This is a genomic window from Zoogloea dura (assembly GCF_012927165.1).
GTDB lineage: Bacteria > Pseudomonadota > Gammaproteobacteria > Burkholderiales > Rhodocyclaceae > Zoogloea > Zoogloea dura.
In genome coordinates, this window is record NZ_JABBGA010000015.1 from 103590 (window position 1) to 119390 (window position 15801).

The window sequence follows — 15801 nt, forward strand, 5'->3', positions numbered from 1 at the left end:
GCGGCAACGCACTCCCATCAATCATTGCATTCCAGACTTTCCATGCTCATCACCGAATCGAAACCCGAACCGGGCGCCCCGTTCGCGTCAGGCTTGCACCGTACTTTCCGAAAACCCTGGCACACCGCACTGGTAGTCGCCGGGCTGGCCCTCAGCCACGCCGCCTTGGCGGCACCGCCCACGCTCAGCTGCAACTCGAACGCCAGCACCCTGAACACCGGCTACAACCTTGCCACCAACGGGATCCTGCCCGATGGCAGCCCCGACGCTCACTGGGAGGTGTCGGAGATGCAGCCGCCCGCCGGCATCGTTCAGCCGCCGCCCGCGACGGTCAACTGGGGGCCCGCGTATGTAGGCAACCTCGTCCCGGTGGCCTGGGCAGCCAGCCCCTTCGGCAACGCCAACTGGATCAGCCGTGAAGGCGCCAGCGTCGACAAGACGAGCCCGACCGGAGACTGGTATTACCGCTACCAGTTCTACCTGGACCCGGCCGTCACCCCGTCCACCTTTGCCCTGTCCATGAATTTCAATTCGGACAACAGCGTGGCGGAGGTCTATGTCAATGGCGTGGCGCAAAGCGGGCAGACCACCGGCCTGCCGCAGCCCGGCGGCTACACCGGGATGGGCTATGCCAGCGCCCAGGCGGCCAGCACCCTGCTCAACCACAACTGGCAGACCGGCCTCAACACCCTCGTCGTACAGATCCAGAGCGGCGCCAACTACGAGGGCTTCATGGCCCAGATGGTGGCCAACGCAGTGTGCGACAGCACGCCCCAGATCAACGTAAGCAAGACCACCCCCTCCACCACCATCGTAGCCGGTGCCACCATCGACTACACCATCGTGGTGAGCAACGTGGGCACCGCGGCGGCCACCAACGTCGCCGTCTCCGATCCGCTGCCCGCGGGCTTCAGCAGCGCCACCTGGTCATGTGTGGCCACCGGCGGCGCCGTGTGCAGCCCCAGCGGCAGCGGCGGCATCACCGACACGATCACCAGCCTGCCCGTCGGCAGCAAAGCCACCTACACCTTGCACGGGGTCGTCAGCAATTCACCGCCGTCGTCCATCGTCAACACGGCCAGCGTCACCCCGCCGGGCGGCGCAGTGTGCGCCCCGAGCGGCAGCGCCCCGCCGTGTACCAGCTCGGCCAGCGTGCCCCCGCCCCCGCCCCAGGTGAGCTTCACCAAGACAGCCAACGTGGCGAGCGCCTCACCGGGTGGAACGGTCCGTTACACCCTCACCCTGCGCAATACCGGCTCGGTGTCCGCCAACGGAACCGTGGTCAGTGATCCGCTGCCCACTGGTGCGGCCTCGATGAGCTGGACCTGCAGCGCCAGCGGCACCAGCTGCCCGGCGGCCAGCGGCAGCGGCGCGCTCAGCCAGACCATCGCCTCCCTGCCCACCGGCGCGATCGTCACCTACACCGTCACCGCCATCCTGAGCAACTCGGCGGTTGTCGGCAGCACAGTCACCAACACTGCCAGTGCCACGCCCCCGGGCGGCGGCACCTGCGCCCCGGGCAACACCGCCAGCCCGTGCTCCGCCAGTGCCGTCACCACCGTAGCCAGTACGGTGCAGGCCGGCAACGACGCGGGCGTGGTCACGGCGGGCAGCAGCAGCACCGCAGTGCCGAACGTGCTTGCCAACGACTCGAACCTGGGCAGCAGCAACCCGTCGCTGGCTGCGGTGACCCTGACGCAGTTGAGCTCCACCCATGCAGGCATCGTCCTCAACACGGGCACCGGTGCCGTCACTGTGGGTGCATCGGTGCCAGCCGGCAACTACACCCTCAGCTACCGGGTCTGCGACCGCGCTCCCACGCCCAACTGCGCCACCGCGACGGTGAGCATCACCGTGACGGGTGCCGGCGGCGCCGGTGGTGGAGGCTCCGGCATAACCGGTATCCCGACCCTCGGTGAATGGGGGCTGATCCTGTTGAGCAGCCTGCTGCTCGGCTTCGGGATGCGCGCCCGCCGCAACACCGGGCACTGAGCCCCCGCCCCCCGTGGGGCAAGGCCGTCCGGACGCCGCCGCAAGGCGGCGTTTTTCATCGCCGGGCCGTCCCAAGATGAAAAGCACCCCCTCGGGGGGCAGCGAGCCGCGCAGCGGGGAGCGTGGGGGTATTTTTAATTGCATGCCGGCCATGGACGGCAGAAGGGGCTGCAAAACAAGGGCCTGCACATCGCAGGCCCCGAACCAGGACTTCCCGGCCAATCCGGCCCGGTCAGAAGTGGTGGATGTAGCGCAGCTGCAGCCGCGACCCCTCGGGGCGGTTCTTCACGTCCTGCTCGAAGTAGGTGTTGAACACCAGGTGATCGTCCTGCGAGAAGCTGTACATCGCCCCCGGCCCGATCGCCCAGACCTTCTCCTTGCGCCCCGCCACCGCGTGCCCATCCACCTTGGTGTCGGTGAGCTGGTTCAGCCAGTAGCCCGCCAGGCCCAGGCGCAGCTGCGGCGTCACCGCGTACTCGGTGGCGAAGTTGGCATGCACGGCCTGACCGGCCTGCACGGAGGACACATCGCCAAAGGCCAGGGACGGCGAATGGTTCTTGAAGTTGTACAGGTAGTGGGCGCGCAGCGAGGCGCTCCACTTCGGCGAGAACCACCAGGTGGCGGCCCAGTAGGGGTTGAAGGACCAGTTGTTGTTGCCAGGGTTCACCGCCTTGCCTTCGCTGTACTTGCCGGTGGGCATGTTCACCTGCAGCTCGATGCGATGCACGAACTTCGGCCCCGCGGCGCCCATCACCGGGTCGAACTGGATGAAGGGCCCGACCAGCAGGTCGCCCACCCCGCTCTGCCCCTTGAGGGCCGCGTTGCCGATGCCGTCATCCACGCTCATCCGGGTCACCACCGGCAGCACGGCGTTGAGGCCCAGGCTGGCATCGCCCCAGCGCAGGCCGGACAGGTAACTGAGCTGGGTCACCGCGACCTGGTAGCTCAGGTCGGTCTTGGGCAGGCCGAGCGTGTTGCCCTTGTCGTCCTTCAGGCTGTCGGAGCGGTAGTCGAGGAAATACTGCTGGATGTACAGCCCCGGGCCAGCGGGCAGGCCGCCGTCCAGGAAGCTGGTGAGGCCGAGGTTGACCACCGGCAGGTCGTAGGCCTGGGCGCTGCCCATGCCGGCAGCCAGGCACAGGCAGGCAGCGGCACGGATGGATCGTGTCTTCTTCATGTCGGATTCTCTCTATGGGTTTGAAAAGACGGGGCCCGGCGCACTCAGGCCTGCAGGTCCGGATGGGGGATGGCGACCCGGTAGCTGCCCGCGTGGAAGAGCAGCGGCTCGCCCCCTTCCTGGCCGAACTGCTCGATCTCGCCGATGAAGATCAGGTGGTCGCCGCCGTCGTACTGCTGGCGGTTGCGGCACACCAGGGTGGCCACGGCACCTTCCAGCAGGGGCACGCCGGCCGGGCCCTCGCGGTGGTCGAGGCCAGCGAACTTGTCCTCCGCCGGCCGCGCGAAGCGGTTCGACAGGCTGTGCTGGTCACGCCCCAGCACGTGGATCGCAAAGTGCGAGGCGGCCTGGAAGTCCGCCAGGCTGGGCGCCGAGCGGGCCAGGCTCCACAGGATCAGCGGCGGCTCCAGGGACACCGAGGAGAAGGAGTTGGCGGTCATCCCCACCTTGCGACCGTCGGCCGCGCGGGTGGTGATCACGGTGACACCGGTGGCGTACTGGCCGAGCAGGCTGCGCAGGGCCCTCGCATCGCACTCGCGGGCGTCGCACAGCACTGAGGGGAGCTTTTCGGGCGCGTTCATGGTGGCGGGCTCCATGGTGCTCAGGCGGCCAGCGGCAGGGTGCGCTCGATCAGCTTCTCGCACTGCTCGGCATCGAACCACCAGGGCACGAAGCGGCGCGGATCGTCGAAGCCGTTGGCGATCAGGTGGGCCAGCTCGGGGGACTGGGCGGCCGTGGCGAGCGCCTTGAGGAGGTGCGGCGGCGGCGGCAGCAGCATGCTGTTGGTCCAGGCCACCACGTGCTGGGCGTAGCTCCAGAAGCGCTCGAAGGTGGCGTTCATCCAGTCGGGGCTGAAGGCCTGGTCGCCGCGGGCCAGGATGGCATCCATGTAGATGCGGCTGCACTTGGTGGCGTTGTTGGAGCCCTGGCCGGTGATCGGGTCGTTCACCGCCACCGCGTCGCCCATGCCGAACACGTGACGGCCCGACGGAAGGGTCAGCACCGGCTTGCGGATGGTCGGCGCGAAGCGGCCGGACAGGAAGCCCTTGTCGTCGGTGAGGGCGATGTTGCGGCAGCGCTCGGCCTCCCAGGGCAGGTAGCGATTGACGATCTCGAGGCTGCGTTCGAGGTGCTGCTCCGGCGAGCTGACTCCTTGCCAGCAGTCCATCGGGCCGCCGGGGATGCCCTCGAAGACCATGATCTCGCAAGGGCCGCTGAGGGTCAGGGCCGGGAACACGAAGTACTCGCCGACGCCGGGGATCAGGTTGAAGGCCACCCGCGAATAGGGCTCGACCGGGGTCATGCCGGTCACGTAGGAGAGGGCCAGGGCGCGCTGGGGCTGGGCGAAGCGGCTGCGCTCGGCGTCGCGGGTGAAGAGGTTGACGATCTCGCCCTTGCCGGCAGCCAGCAGAACCAGGTCGTGGCTGGCGCTCAGTTCCTCCAGCTCGGCCACGCCCACGTCCTGCAGGCGCACTTCGCCGCCGCGGCGCTCCACCTCCTCGAGCCAGCGCGGAAACTTGACCCGCTGATCCACCGACTGGGCCACCTTCTCGAGGCGGGCGCTCCAGGAGAACAGCTTGTTGCCCGGCTGCTCCGGGTGGGGCACGGTGAGGCCGATACCTTCCACCGGCGGGCAGCTCTCCTCCCAGAAGTTGAGGCCCAGCTCCCGCTCGATCTCGAGGGAGGCATCGAACATGCACTGGCTGGATGTCACCTTGCCGGCACGGATCTCCTCGCCGCTGCGGTTGGTGGTGACGGTGACTTGATAGCCCTTGGCAAGCAGACCGAGGGCAAGTTGCAGACCGGACTGGCCGGCTCCGACGATGGCGATGCGACGCATGATGAACCTCCTTGGGGATGGACGGGGTGCAGCTCCCCCTCCGGCACGGCTGGCCGGATAGGGGGTGTTACTGGGTTGTTATCGGGCTGGGGCCGGGCCTACCCGGCCAGGCGCGGGATCGCGGGCTGGTTGCCCTCCGGCCCCATCGCCGAATAGCCGCCATCGACGGCGTAGTCGGCGCCGGTGACGAAGCTGGCTTCGGGCGAGCACAGGAAGACCACCACGTTGGCCACCTCGGCCGGGTCGCCGAGGCGCCCCAGCAGGTGGTAGTCGGCGGCCACCTTGTCAGCCCTGGCCCGGTCGCCGCCGCTCACTTCGGCGATCACCCGCGACCAGGTCCAGCCCGGCGACACGGCATTGACGCGGATGCCGTCGGGCGCCAGGTCCATGGCCATGCAACGGGTCAGCTGACGCATGGCGGCCTTCGACACCGGGTAGATCCAGCGACCCGTCTGGGCCACGCCGGCCGAGATGGAGGTGAAGTTCACCACTGCGCCGCGCCGCGCCTTGAGGTCTTCATGCACGGCCTGGGTCAGGGCCACTGCCGACACCAGGTTGATGTCCAGCGCCCGCAGCCAGTCCTGACGGGGCGAGGCAAAGCCATCATCGGTGTAGGTGCAGGCCAGGTTGATCAGCAGGTCCACCCCACCGAAGTGCTGGCGTACCGCGGCCACGGCCGCAGCCAGGGCCGCGTCGTCGGTGAGGTCCACCGCCTGGAAGAAGCCGGCACCGCCCAGCTCATCCGCCACCCGGGCGCCGGCCGGGTCGATGTCGAAGATCGCCACGCGGGCGCCGGCCTCGACGAGGCCACGGGCCACCGCCGCGCCGATGAGGGTGGCGCCACCGCTGACGATGGCGATCTTGTCCTGAAGTCTTTTCATCATCGAGCTCCTCAGACGATGGGCTTGCCTTCGCTGGTCGGCCAGCTCGGCATCAGGGTGTTGGAAGGCAGGCTCTCGTCGAGCAGCTTGCGGGCGGTGTCCACGCCGGCCACCGGCAGGCCGGCGGGGTCGAGCAGGCCGACCTGCACCAGCACGCTGGCCTGGTCCCAGTAGATGTGCTCGTGGTAGAGCTTGGGCCCGCGGAACTTGACCACCCCGAGCATGGGAATCTCCACGTACTTGCCGGTGGGCGCCACGCCCGGCAGCAGCCAGTCGATCTCGCGGTCGTGGGTGAAGCTCATGATGAACTCATCCACCACCTGGGACGCCCCCACCGTGCGCGAGATCGGGGTCAGGCGCATGTCGGCCGGATTGTTGTGGATGAAGTGGTAGCGGTAGAAGCGGCTCAGATCCTTGCTGCCCACCCCGCCGGTCATGGTCGGGATGTGGTTCACATAGGGCTGGTCCACCATGGTGGCCATGGTGGCGGGCACGTCGCGGGTGTCGAACTCGTGGCGGATGTGCTCCTCCCACAGGGCCGACAGGTTGTAGTCGGGGCCCAGCACCCGGCGCAGGGTGGCGATGCTGCGCTCGTGGGCGAGCAGCGCGGAGGGCTTGTCGTAGTGGGCGCCGGCCGGCCGGGCGAAGGCGTGGCCGACACCGGGGTATACGTAGGCCTCGGTGCGCGGCAGGCGGGCCAGGGCCTGGACGATGGCCTCGCGGGCCGGCGGCGGGCAGAAGTCGTCCAGCTCGGGGATGTGCAGGACCAGCCGGCCGCGCAGGCCTTCGAGTTCGCCCAGGGCGTTCTCGATGCCCACCCCGTAGTAGGCCACCGCACAGGCCACTTCGGGCAGGCGGCAGGCCGCCAGGTAGGCCAGCTTGCCACCCAGGCAGTAGCCCACCACGCCCAGCGCGTCACCGCTGCATTCGGGCAGGCCGCGCAGGTGAGTCAGGCTGGCCTGGATGTCATCCACTCCGAGGTTCTCGTTGAAGTCTTTGTACAGGGCGAAGGCTCGGGCAAAGTCCTCCTGCTCGTAGCCCAGCTCCACACCCGGCTCCTGGCGCCAGAAGAGGTCCGGCACCAGCACGGTGTAGCCCTCTTCGGCGAGGTGGTCGGCCACGGCCCGCATGGCCGCATTGACGCCGAAGATCTCCTGGCACAGGACGATGCCCGGCCCGCTGCCATCGACGGAAGCCGTCAGGTAGGCGGCGAACGTACCGTCCTTGGACGGCACCTGGATGTAACGACCTTTCATTCTTTTCTCCTTTGGGGTGGTACTGCCCTGCCTATTCTGGGCAGGTGTCCAACAGCCTTCTATCCGGCCAGTGCAGCTCCTGTCCGGCCTGCGCAGAAAGCTGCAGCAGGGCTCACAGGTGGTAGAAATCGAGCACCGAGTTGATGGTGTCGTTGAGCAGCAGCACGTGCTTGCGGGTGATCTTCCAGTCCTCGCCCTGGCGGCGCAGGTGGTAGGTGACGTGCCCGAAGAGCTGCTCGGCCTTGCCCAGCCGGTAGTAGAGGGTGTTCCAGTTGGCCTTCACCTCCAGCTGGCCGTCGTCCAGCGGCCGGATGCGCACATTGCCGGTCTCGTGCAGGGTCCGCGGCATCGGCGTCGAGGCGGCCGACTTGCCGGTGCGGATGCGGTACACCCGGTCTTCCAGGCCGGAGCGGTTGGCGTAGTAGATCAGCGACATGCCGCGCTTCGGGTCTGTGGTATAGCGATGCTCGGAGTCCCACTGGGGCACGTGGTATTCGGACTGCTCGTCGAACAGGTCCAGGTAGGTATCCCAGTCCTGGGCGTCGCACAGGGCGGCCTTGCGGAACAGGAACTGCTCGATCTCGTAGTGCAGCTGCGGGTTCATGCCTGCTCCTCCCTATGTGCCTGCGTCTTATGTGCCTGCGTCCTATGTGCCCGGGCCTTGCGCTCGAGGCCCGCCAGCAGGAAGCGCTGCCAGTGGGCGTGCTGGTTGACGTAGAGGCCTTCGTGGGTGAACTCGGTGCCGGTCAGCACCGGCTTGATGCCCAGGGCCTCGGTGTTGGCGGTGGGGCCTTCGGCCCACTTGCCGTGGCCACGGGAGATGTCGCTCCAGCGCTCGAGGCGGGCCTGGAAGCCGCGCTGGGCTTCGCGGAACTCCACCAGGTCGTCCGGCGTGCCCATGCCCGACACGTTGAAGAAGTCCTCGAACTGGCGGATGCGGCTTTCCCGGTCGGCGTCCGACTCGCCCTTCACGCCGATGCACTGGCTGATCACCTCGGTCTTGTTCCAGGCCACCGGCCGCACAATGCGGATCTGGGAGCTGATCTGGTCCATGAAGAACAGGCTGGGATAAATGTTGAGGTTGCGCAGCCGGTGCATCATCCACTCGGCCTTCTGCTGGCCGTGCTCCGCCACCAGGCGCGGCATCACGCTGGCGTAGCCGGGGCGCACGCGGGGGTTCGGCATGTCGCTGAAGAGCACGCTGTGGCCATTGCGGAAGGAGAACCAGCCGTCGTCGGTCTCCGCGTCGCCGGCGCCGAGCTTGCTGTAGTCCAGGGTGTCGCTGGCGGCACCCTTGTCGGCATTGACCTGCTGGCGGTGCTGCACGGTGGCCACGTAGTTGTAGTGCACGGTGCTCACGTGATAGCCGTCCAGGCCGTTCTCGTTCTGCAGCTTCCAGTTGCCGTCGAAGGTGTAGCTGGAACGGCCAGGCAGCACCTCCAGCTCGCCGGTGGGCGACTGGGCGACCATCATGTCGAAGAAGATGCGGGCGTCGCCGAGGAAGTCCACCAGGCTGTCCTGCCCCTCGGTGTCCAGGCTGATGAAGACGAAGCCCTTGTAGCTCTCGATGCGGGCCTTCTTGAGGCCACGCGTGCTCTTGTCGAAATCCTCCGGGTATTCGGAGGGCGCCTTGACCTTCACCAGGCGGCCGTCGGTCTTGTAGGTCCAGGCGTGGAAGGGGCAGGTGAAGGAGGCCTGGCGGCCCTTGCAGACGCGGGTCAGGGTGGCGCCGCGGTGGGCACAGGCATTGATCAGGGCATGCAGCTGGCCGTCGCCGTCGCGGGTGATGATCATCGGCTGGCGGCCGGCGTTCATGCTGATGAAATCGTTGGCCGCCGGGATCTCGCTCTCGTGGCAGGCATAGATCCAGTTCTTCTCGAAGATCAGCTCCATCTCGAGATCGAACAGCTCCGGCTCGGTGAACATGTCCCGGGCGATCCGGTAGATACCTTCGGCCGGCCGGAAATCCAGGCAACCGGAAACGTATTCGCGCCAGTCCGCAATACTTTTCGCGTTCATTGAGTTGTCCTTTGTGTTGGGGGGGTGCGAAGCCATTGAACTCCGCGGCCACCCGGCCAACTAGCCAGAAACTCTTCAAACGCGATCCACTTTTTTACACATTGGCCGGACACTGCAGCCCAAGGGGAAAGGCGTTGCACTCTGCGGCTAGAAAGCCCTCCGGCGAGCTCCCAGAATGGACAGCAAGACGATCCCGAGGAGATCCTGCCATGCCCCCCAGCCCGCCCGAACTACACGCCGTCCACAACGGGCTCGACGACGCCCGCAGCTGGATGTCCCGCATCTGCGGCCCCCACCAGCTCGAATCGCGACGCGCCGGAAAACTCCACTTCGTCCATGAAGCCGTGCGCCTGCCCGGCCTGTCCACGGTGCTCGGGCAGATCCGCTACGGTACCGACGTGACCATCGGCATCGAGCGCGGCATGCAGCTCGACGCCTACAGCCTGAGCCTGCCCCTGGAGGGGCGCCAGGTGCTGCGCAGCCGCGGCGAGAAAAGGGAATCCGACCCCGGCACGGGGCTGGTGGTGTCGCCCTTCGCCGATCAGGAGCTGGACATGGCCGGCGCCTGCCACAAGCTGCAGGTGGCGATCCGCCGGGATTCGGCGCGGCAGGTGCTGGAAAGCCTGCTCCACCGCCCAGCCGGCGAAGCGCTGCTGTTCGACCCGCAGATGGACCTGCGGCAGGGCGCGGTGGCCGCCTGGTGGCGCATGGCCCAGCGCCTGTTCGACGACTGGAGCACCCTGGGGCCACTCTACCTGCTGCCCAGCCTGTCGCGCGACATGGAGTTCCTGCTGATCAAGGCCCTGCTGCTGGCCCAGCCGAACAACTATTCGGCCGAGCTGCACGAAGAAGCCATGCCGCACTGCCCCGAGTACGTGCGACGGGCCTGCCGCTTCATCGTGGACAACGCCCGGCAGGACCTGCGCCTGGAGGATATCGAGGCCGTGGCCGGGGTGTCACGGCGCAAGCTCTACGACACCTTCCGCAGCCATACGGGCTTCACCCCGATGGCCTTCCTGAAGCACTGCCGCCTGGAAGGCGCCCGCGCCGCCCTGCTCCGCGCCACACCCCGGGCCAATGTGTCGAGCGTGGCCCTGGACTGGGGCTTCAATCACTTCGGACGCTTCGCCAGCGAATACCGCACGCGCTACGGCGAGTCACCCTCCGAGACCCTGGGCAAGCGGAACTGAGCGCCCCGGGGCGGGCGGCGCCCTGGCCAGCGCCAGCTCGGCGGGGCCCAGCCGGCATCAGCCGGCCCGGTGAATCAGGCGGGGCAGTGAATCAGTTGGGACGGTAACGCAGGGTGGCCGACGGCGACTCGCCAAAGCGCCGCTTGTACTCCTGGGCGAAGCGCCCGAGGTGGCTGAAGCCCCAGCGGAAGGCTACGTCGGTGACCGAGGCATGCTCGCGGCTGGCCAGCTCCTGGCGCACCTTGTCGAGGCGGAGGTTGCGCAGGTAGGTCATCGGGCTGGCGCCACGGAAATTGCGGAAGCCGGAGAACAGCGTCCGCACGCTGACCCCCGTGTGCTCGGCCAGCATCTCGATGCTGAGGGGCTCGTTGAGATGGGCGCGGATGTACTCCTCGGCCCGCTTCACGTAATACGGCGAGGCGCCCTTGTCCGCATTGCCCGCCAGCAGGTCGCTGAGCGTGCTGGGCACACCGTAGAGCAGCGCGTTGATCAGGGTGGACTCGAACTGCTTGAGCACCAGAGGCTGGTGGATGGGGTGATCCTCCCGCCCGATGGCATCCACCAGCACCCCCAGCAGCTGGGCGAAATAAGCTCCGCCGCTGCGGGTCAGGTCGAGCTCCGGGCAGAACTCGGGCGCCCGGTCACAGGCCTCCCCCAGGTGCTGGCGGCAGTGGAAGACCACGTCATCGCGGTCGATGCGCAACACGATCTGCGGCGAATCGGGCTGCCAGCGCATGCTCAGGGGCAGCCCCGGCGAGATCAGCGAGGCCAGGCCGGGCCCCGACTCGAAACGATGGCCACCGCACTGGATCGCGGCGCCGCCGCGGATCGGCATCTGGACCAGGTAGAAGTTCTCCAGCCGGCCGGGGTCGATACGCACCTCGGTACCGTACTCTAGGCGGCTCAGGGACAGGCGGCCGCGCCGCACGTGATGCATGCTGGCGCTGACGCTCTCGCCCGGGCGCACCGGCGTCAGGTCGTGAGGCTTGAACACCTTGCCCACCTCTTCGCGGACACCGTCGGTGCCGTTCAGCAAAAAGAGCTGGGTTTCCGGTGCGAACAGCGCCATCTCGCCAATACGGCCGCTTCCCGGCAACGCGGGTTGATCCAGTTGCATCGTGTCCTCCTGCACAATTCCAAGGCATTACGCACCGCAATGTTCACGAAGGACTGCAGTATCCGGATAGCCCTTGCGGTATCCGGATGCTTCGTGCGCATTTCGGCCATTCAAGACGGATTCGTTCCTGTACACGCTGTTTCAGCAATAAGCAGGCCAAATCGATTGGGCCCGGATTCCTGTACGCGCTCCCACCAGGCGGGGGGCGGCCGGTTCCAGGGCCTCGTTGTATTGACTTGAATGGTGTCTCCTGCCGGGCCGCCGCGGGCGATTCGGGAAAAAGCACCGATCGGCTGCGAAACGGAAGGCCCAGCCACACAAATGTAGCGATGAAACCCCGACACTAGCAAGAACAAAAAAGGCGATGGTGCCGGAGGATTCCGGTGCCATCGCCAGGGCCAGACAGGCTACAGCGGAGAAAAAATCACATGCGCATCAGCGCACCAGGTCGGCATTGAAGGCATAGGAGAAGCCGACTGCCAGGGCATTGGCCGAGCCATGGCCGCCAAGGGTCTGGTTGGCGCCGTTGTCACCCTTCGATTTGGCGTAGTCCCACAACGCATAGAGTTTGGCGTTCTTGAAGAGCAGGTAGGTGGTGCCGAGGCCGAGCGTATCGACCCGCGGATGATTGCCCGGCGCGATGTCGTAGCGCTTGGTGTAATAGGCCAGGGTGGCGTCCAGGCGCGGCGAGAAGGCGTAGGTGGCACCGATGCCCTTCACCGACGCGTCGGCGGCCGAATAGGTAACGTTGGTGTTGGTGGCGTCCTTGAGGGTCACCGCCGGCAGGGAGGTGTGGCCCATTGCAGCGCGCAGGCTCAGGGGGCCGAAGCGATAGCCGACACCGAGGTTGCCCAGCCGGTACTTGGCGTCCTGGTTGGTCAGCACGTCCACCGGGTTCCATTCGGTGTAGGAGGCCCCGGCGCTGAAGTTGCCGTAGTCGAAGCTGGCCCCCAGCGAGGCCTTGGAGCCCATGTTGTCGCCCCCCGCCACCGCCCCCGGGCTGTAGCCGGCGATCAGTTTGGCGCCGCCGATGGTGGGGCTGACGTACTTGATCATCGCGTTGTCGCGCGAATCCAGGTTGCCGGATATACCCGGGCTGTAACGCCCGGCTGCGGTGTTCAGCAAAGCCTGACCATAGATGGCATTGCCCAGGTTGTAGGCGCCATACACCGAGGACATGAAGAAGTTGGTGTAATTGGAGGGCTCGACCTTGATTACCGCGTCCACCGCCACCGTCTGCTGACGGCCCAGGGTCACGGTGCCGAAGCCACCGGCCAGGCCCACGTAGGCGGCCCGGTTGAACAGCACGCTGCCGCCGTTGGCGCCGTTGTAGCCGTTCGGTCCGATCTGCCCGCTGACCGGCAGCATGTTGGCGCCGGTGGAAGTGAGGAATTCGGTGTCCAGCTTGAACACCGCGGTCAGCCCTTCGGTGAGGTCGGCGGAGCCGGTGAAGGCCAGGTTGGTGGGGGCCATGCCGCCATTGAAGAATTTGGTGGTGCCGCCACGCAGGGCCGCCGTGCCCGGGGCGATGTCGCTCTGCCGGCCGATGGCCGCATCCAGGTTGCCGGACAGGCTCAGGCGGAAGTTGCCCGGCCCACTGCTGGTGGCCGCAGCAGTGGCGGCGGGAGCGGGGGCCGGAGCAGCCTTCTGCTCGGCCACCTGCTTCTTCAGGTTTTCAAGTTGCCTGGCCAGTTCCTCGATCTGCGCCTGCAGCTCCTTTTCGCCGGCGTGGGCCTGGCCGCTGCCCAGAGTGGCGGCGATGCACAAGGCAAGTGTGCTCGCCCGATGGACGTGTTTCATCCGGGTCATGGGTGTCTCCTCGTTGTTTTGGATGGTGCCCGCGGCAGGCGGCGGGCCGGGATGTGCATGCCTGCCTGGCGGTTGGCGCTCAGCGATCCTGGAAGCGCGCCTTCCGTTTTTCGGTGAATGCCGCCATGCCTTCCTTCTGGTCGGCCAGGGCAAAAGCGGCGTGGAGGGTGCGTCGCTCGAACAGCAGGCCCTCGTTGAGTGGGCTCTCGAAGGCGCGGTTGACCGCCTCCTTCATCATCATCAGCACCGGCAGGGAGTAGCCGGCGATGCCGCGGGCGGCCTCCAGGGCTTCGGCAAGCAGTTCCTCCGCCGGGAAGATGCGCGACACCAGGCCGCAGCGTTCCGCCTCCAGCGCATCCATGCTGCGACCGCTCAGGCACAGGTCCATCGCCTTGGCCTTGCCCACCGCCCGGGGCATGCGCTGGGTGCCACCGGCCCCGGGCAGGATGCCGACCTTGATCTCGGGCAGGGCGAAGCGGGCGCTGTCGGCAGCGAAGACGATGTCGCACATCATCGCCACCTCGCAACCACCGCCCAGGGCCATGCCCGACACGGCGGCGATGACCGGCTTGCGGAAGGTCTTGAGGCGCTCCCAGTTGCGGGTGATGAAGTTGCCCTTGTAGGCGTCCATGTAGTCCATCTGGCGGATGGAGACGATGTCGGCGCCGGCTGCAAAGGCCTTGTCGTTGCCGGTCAGGACCACGCAGCGCACGCTCTCGTCCGCCTCGAAGGCGTCGAGGGCGGCGGCCAGTGCGTCCATGAGGTCGTCGTTGAGCGCGTTGAAAACCTCCGGCCGGTTGAAGCGGATCAGGCCGACCCGGTCGTGGGTTTCGGTCAGGATGACGGGATTCATGGCGGGCTCCGGGCGCTCAGTCCGCATCGCCGAAGGCCTTGGCGGCCGTCCGCAACTTGAACTTCTGGAGCTTGCCGCTGGGGGTGCGCGGCAAGTCCGGGGCGATCTCCAGGCGCTCCGGGAAGTACTGGCGCGCCACCTGGCGGGACTCCAGGTAGGCCACCATGTCCTCGAAAGTGAAGCTCGCGCCCTCCTTCACGGTGACGAAGGCGCAGACCCGCTCGCCGAGGCGCTTGTCGGGGTAGCCGACGACCGCCACCACCGAGATCGCCGGGTGCTGGTAGAGCAGGTTCTCGATCTCCACCACCGGGATGTTCTCGCCGCCACGGATCACCACGTCCTTCGAGCGCCCGGTGATGCGGATGTAGCCGGCGGCATCGACGGTGGCCACGTCGCCGGTGTCGAACCAGCCGTCGGCATCCACCCCGTTGAGATGCGGGCGCTTGAGGTAGCCGGCGAACAGCGAGGCGCCGCGCACCAGCAATTCGCCGCTATCGCCCGTCGGCACGGCCTGGCCGGCCGCGTCGACGATCTTCACCTCCATGCCGCGCAGGGGGCGGCCGTCGGAGACGCCGGACATCTCCAGCGCCCGCGACGGCTCGGTGACCGTCACCGCACCGTTCTCGGTCATGCCCCAGGCCGAGCACAGGCGCATGCCGAGTACCCGCTGGGCGCGCTCGATGAGCACAGGGGGAATCGGCGCCCCGGCGCAGCAGAACTTGTTGAAGGCCGGGATGCTCGCCTCGCCCGCCTCCACCGCCCCACACAGGTCGGCCACGAAGGGCGTCGAGGCCATGCTGAAGGTGACGCCTTCGGCCCGCACGATCTGCAGCGCACGGCGGGCGTCCCACACGTCCTGCAGCACGGTGGTGGCATTGAGGGCCACCGGCAGCATGGCCAGATAGACATAGCCGGTTAGGTGGGCCATCGGCGAAGCCCCCAGGATCACCTCTCCACGCCCCAGCGCCATGGTCTCGATGTAGGCGTGGAGGTTGGAGAACAAGGTGTTCGAGGTGTGCATCACCCCCTTCGGCTCCCCGGTGGTGCCCGAGGTATACATCAGCAGGGCCACCTCGTCCGGCCCCAGCCCCGGGCCGGCCAGCGGCGGTGTGGCGTCGCCCAGCAGGACGCGCTCGAAGCTGTCCTCCCCTTCCCCACCCAGCACGACCAACTGCTTGAGGTGCGGCAGGCCGGGCAGCATGCCGCGGGCCATCGCCTCGTAGTCGAAGCCGCGAAACACGCGGGGCACGATGAAGACCTTCGATTCGCCGAAGTTGAGCATGAAGTTGAGCTCGTGCTGGCGGAAGATCGGCATCACCGGGTTGGCCACCGCGCCGATGCGCACGCAGGCCAGGCTGAGGGCCACGAACTCCCAGCAGTTGGGCAGCTGGAAGGTGACCACATCCTGGCGGCCTACACCCGCGGCAGCCAGGCCCCGGGCGATCCGCCCGACCCGCTCGTCGAGCTGGCGGTAGCTCAGACGTACCGGCTCGGCCTGGTCGCTGGCGTAAGCGACAACCGCCGGTTTGTCGGGGCGCTCCTGCACGGCCTTGCGCAGGTAGGTGTCGATGGTCTCGTCGCGCCACAGGCCGGCGGCCTTCATGGGGGCCAGCCGCGGCGCGAGCAGTACAGGATCGAATTCCATGGTGTGTCTCCTCTTGTCGGGT

At 67.4% G+C, this 15801-nt stretch carries 13 protein-coding genes; 2 read left to right on the forward strand and 11 right to left on the reverse strand.

The genetic code is table 11. The annotated features are described in order from the left end of the window. Positions 1-93 precede the first annotated feature (93 nt). Entirely contained in the window at positions 94-1992 is a 1899-nt protein-coding gene (locus tag HHL15_RS17220; protein ID WP_169147035.1) for an IPTL-CTERM sorting domain-containing protein, read from the forward strand. Between the two features lie 232 nt (positions 1993-2224). Here HHL15_RS17220 and HHL15_RS17225 read toward each other — a convergent pair whose 3' ends face one another. From HHL15_RS17225 to antA, 7 genes are all read right to left on the reverse strand, one after another. After that, entirely contained in the window at positions 2225-3169 is a 945-nt protein-coding gene (locus HHL15_RS17225) for a SphA family protein (protein ID WP_169147036.1), read from the reverse strand. 44 nt (positions 3170-3213) lie between these two features. Then, complete coding sequence (locus HHL15_RS17230; RefSeq protein WP_169147037.1) at positions 3214-3750, reverse strand: flavin reductase family protein; 537 nt, start codon at positions 3748-3750, stop codon at positions 3214-3216. A 20-nt stretch (positions 3751-3770) separates the two neighbouring features. After that, on the reverse strand, positions 3771-5009 hold the full coding sequence (locus HHL15_RS17235; protein WP_169147038.1) for a styrene monooxygenase/indole monooxygenase family protein: 1239 nt from the start codon (positions 5007-5009) through the stop codon (positions 3771-3773). A 98-nt stretch (positions 5010-5107) separates the two neighbouring features. Then, positions 5108-5893, reverse strand: coding sequence for an SDR family oxidoreductase (locus HHL15_RS17240; RefSeq protein ID WP_235943458.1), 786 nt, complete (start codon positions 5891-5893; stop codon positions 5108-5110). A gap of 8 nt (positions 5894-5901) precedes the next feature. Next, entirely contained in the window at positions 5902-7146 is a 1245-nt protein-coding gene (locus HHL15_RS17245) for a dienelactone hydrolase family protein (protein ID WP_169147039.1), read from the reverse strand. Between the two features lie 112 nt (positions 7147-7258). Further along, positions 7259-7750, reverse strand: a complete 492-nt coding sequence (antB, locus tag HHL15_RS17250) for an anthranilate 1,2-dioxygenase small subunit (protein ID WP_169147040.1) — start codon at positions 7748-7750, stop codon at positions 7259-7261. Next, positions 7747-9165, reverse strand: coding sequence for an anthranilate 1,2-dioxygenase large subunit (gene antA / locus HHL15_RS17255; protein WP_169147041.1), 1419 nt, complete (start codon positions 9163-9165; stop codon positions 7747-7749). The genes antB and antA overlap by 4 nt, the downstream gene beginning before the upstream one ends. Before the next feature lie 209 nt (positions 9166-9374). On the opposite strand from antA, the gene HHL15_RS17260 reads away from it, so the two are divergent. After that, positions 9375-10355 carry an AraC family transcriptional regulator gene (locus HHL15_RS17260; protein ID WP_169147042.1) on the forward strand — a complete coding sequence of 327 codons (981 nt, stop codon included), beginning with the start codon at positions 9375-9377 and terminating at the stop codon, positions 10353-10355. Between the two features lie 91 nt (positions 10356-10446). Here the strand turns inward: HHL15_RS17260 and HHL15_RS17265 are convergent, their stop codons facing one another. The 4 genes from HHL15_RS17265 to aliA all read right to left on the reverse strand — a co-directional run bounded on the left by HHL15_RS17265 (position 10447) and on the right by aliA (position 15779). Continuing rightward, complete coding sequence (locus HHL15_RS17265; protein WP_169147043.1) at positions 10447-11472, reverse strand: AraC family transcriptional regulator; 1026 nt, start codon at positions 11470-11472, stop codon at positions 10447-10449. Positions 11473-11907: 435 nt separating this feature from the next. Beyond that, positions 11908-13281, reverse strand: a complete 1374-nt coding sequence (locus tag HHL15_RS17270; protein WP_169147044.1) for a porin — start codon at positions 13279-13281, stop codon at positions 11908-11910. A gap of 79 nt (positions 13282-13360) precedes the next feature. Beyond that, positions 13361-14134, reverse strand: a complete 774-nt coding sequence (locus tag HHL15_RS17275) for an enoyl-CoA hydratase (RefSeq protein WP_169147045.1) — start codon at positions 14132-14134, stop codon at positions 13361-13363. 16 nt (positions 14135-14150) lie between these two features. Then, positions 14151-15779 carry a cyclohexanecarboxylate-CoA ligase gene (gene aliA / locus HHL15_RS17280; RefSeq protein ID WP_169147046.1) on the reverse strand — a complete coding sequence of 543 codons (1629 nt, stop codon included), beginning with the start codon at positions 15777-15779 and terminating at the stop codon, positions 14151-14153. Positions 15780-15801: the final 22 nt, after the last annotated feature.

Coding starts and splice junctions, on each gene's coding strand:
- antB (WP_169147040.1), bottom strand. CDS start 7,750: ATGAACCCGCAGCTGCACTACGAGATCGAGCAGTTCCTGTTCCGCAAG.
- HHL15_RS17245 (WP_169147039.1), bottom strand. CDS start 7,146: ATGAAAGGTCGTTACATCCAGGTGCCGTCCAAGGACGGTACGTTCGCC.
- HHL15_RS17265 (WP_169147043.1), bottom strand. CDS start 11,472: ATGCAACTGGATCAACCCGCGTTGCCGGGAAGCGGCCGTATTGGCGAG.
- HHL15_RS17260 (WP_169147042.1), top strand. CDS start 9,375: ATGCCCCCCAGCCCGCCCGAACTACACGCCGTCCACAACGGGCTCGAC.
- HHL15_RS17225 (WP_169147036.1), bottom strand. CDS start 3,169: ATGAAGAAGACACGATCCATCCGTGCCGCTGCCTGCCTGTGCCTGGCT.
- HHL15_RS17235 (WP_169147038.1), bottom strand. CDS start 5,009: ATGCGTCGCATCGCCATCGTCGGAGCCGGCCAGTCCGGTCTGCAACTT.
- antA (WP_169147041.1), bottom strand. CDS start 9,165: ATGAACGCGAAAAGTATTGCGGACTGGCGCGAATACGTTTCCGGTTGC.
- aliA (WP_169147046.1), bottom strand. CDS start 15,779: ATGGAATTCGATCCTGTACTGCTCGCGCCGCGGCTGGCCCCCATGAAG.
- HHL15_RS17275 (WP_169147045.1), bottom strand. CDS start 14,134: ATGAATCCCGTCATCCTGACCGAAACCCACGACCGGGTCGGCCTGATC.
- HHL15_RS17240 (WP_235943458.1), bottom strand. CDS start 5,893: ATGATGAAAAGACTTCAGGACAAGATCGCCATCGTCAGCGGTGGCGCC.
- HHL15_RS17270 (WP_169147044.1), bottom strand. CDS start 13,281: ATGACCCGGATGAAACACGTCCATCGGGCGAGCACACTTGCCTTGTGC.
- HHL15_RS17230 (WP_169147037.1), bottom strand. CDS start 3,750: ATGAACGCGCCCGAAAAGCTCCCCTCAGTGCTGTGCGACGCCCGCGAG.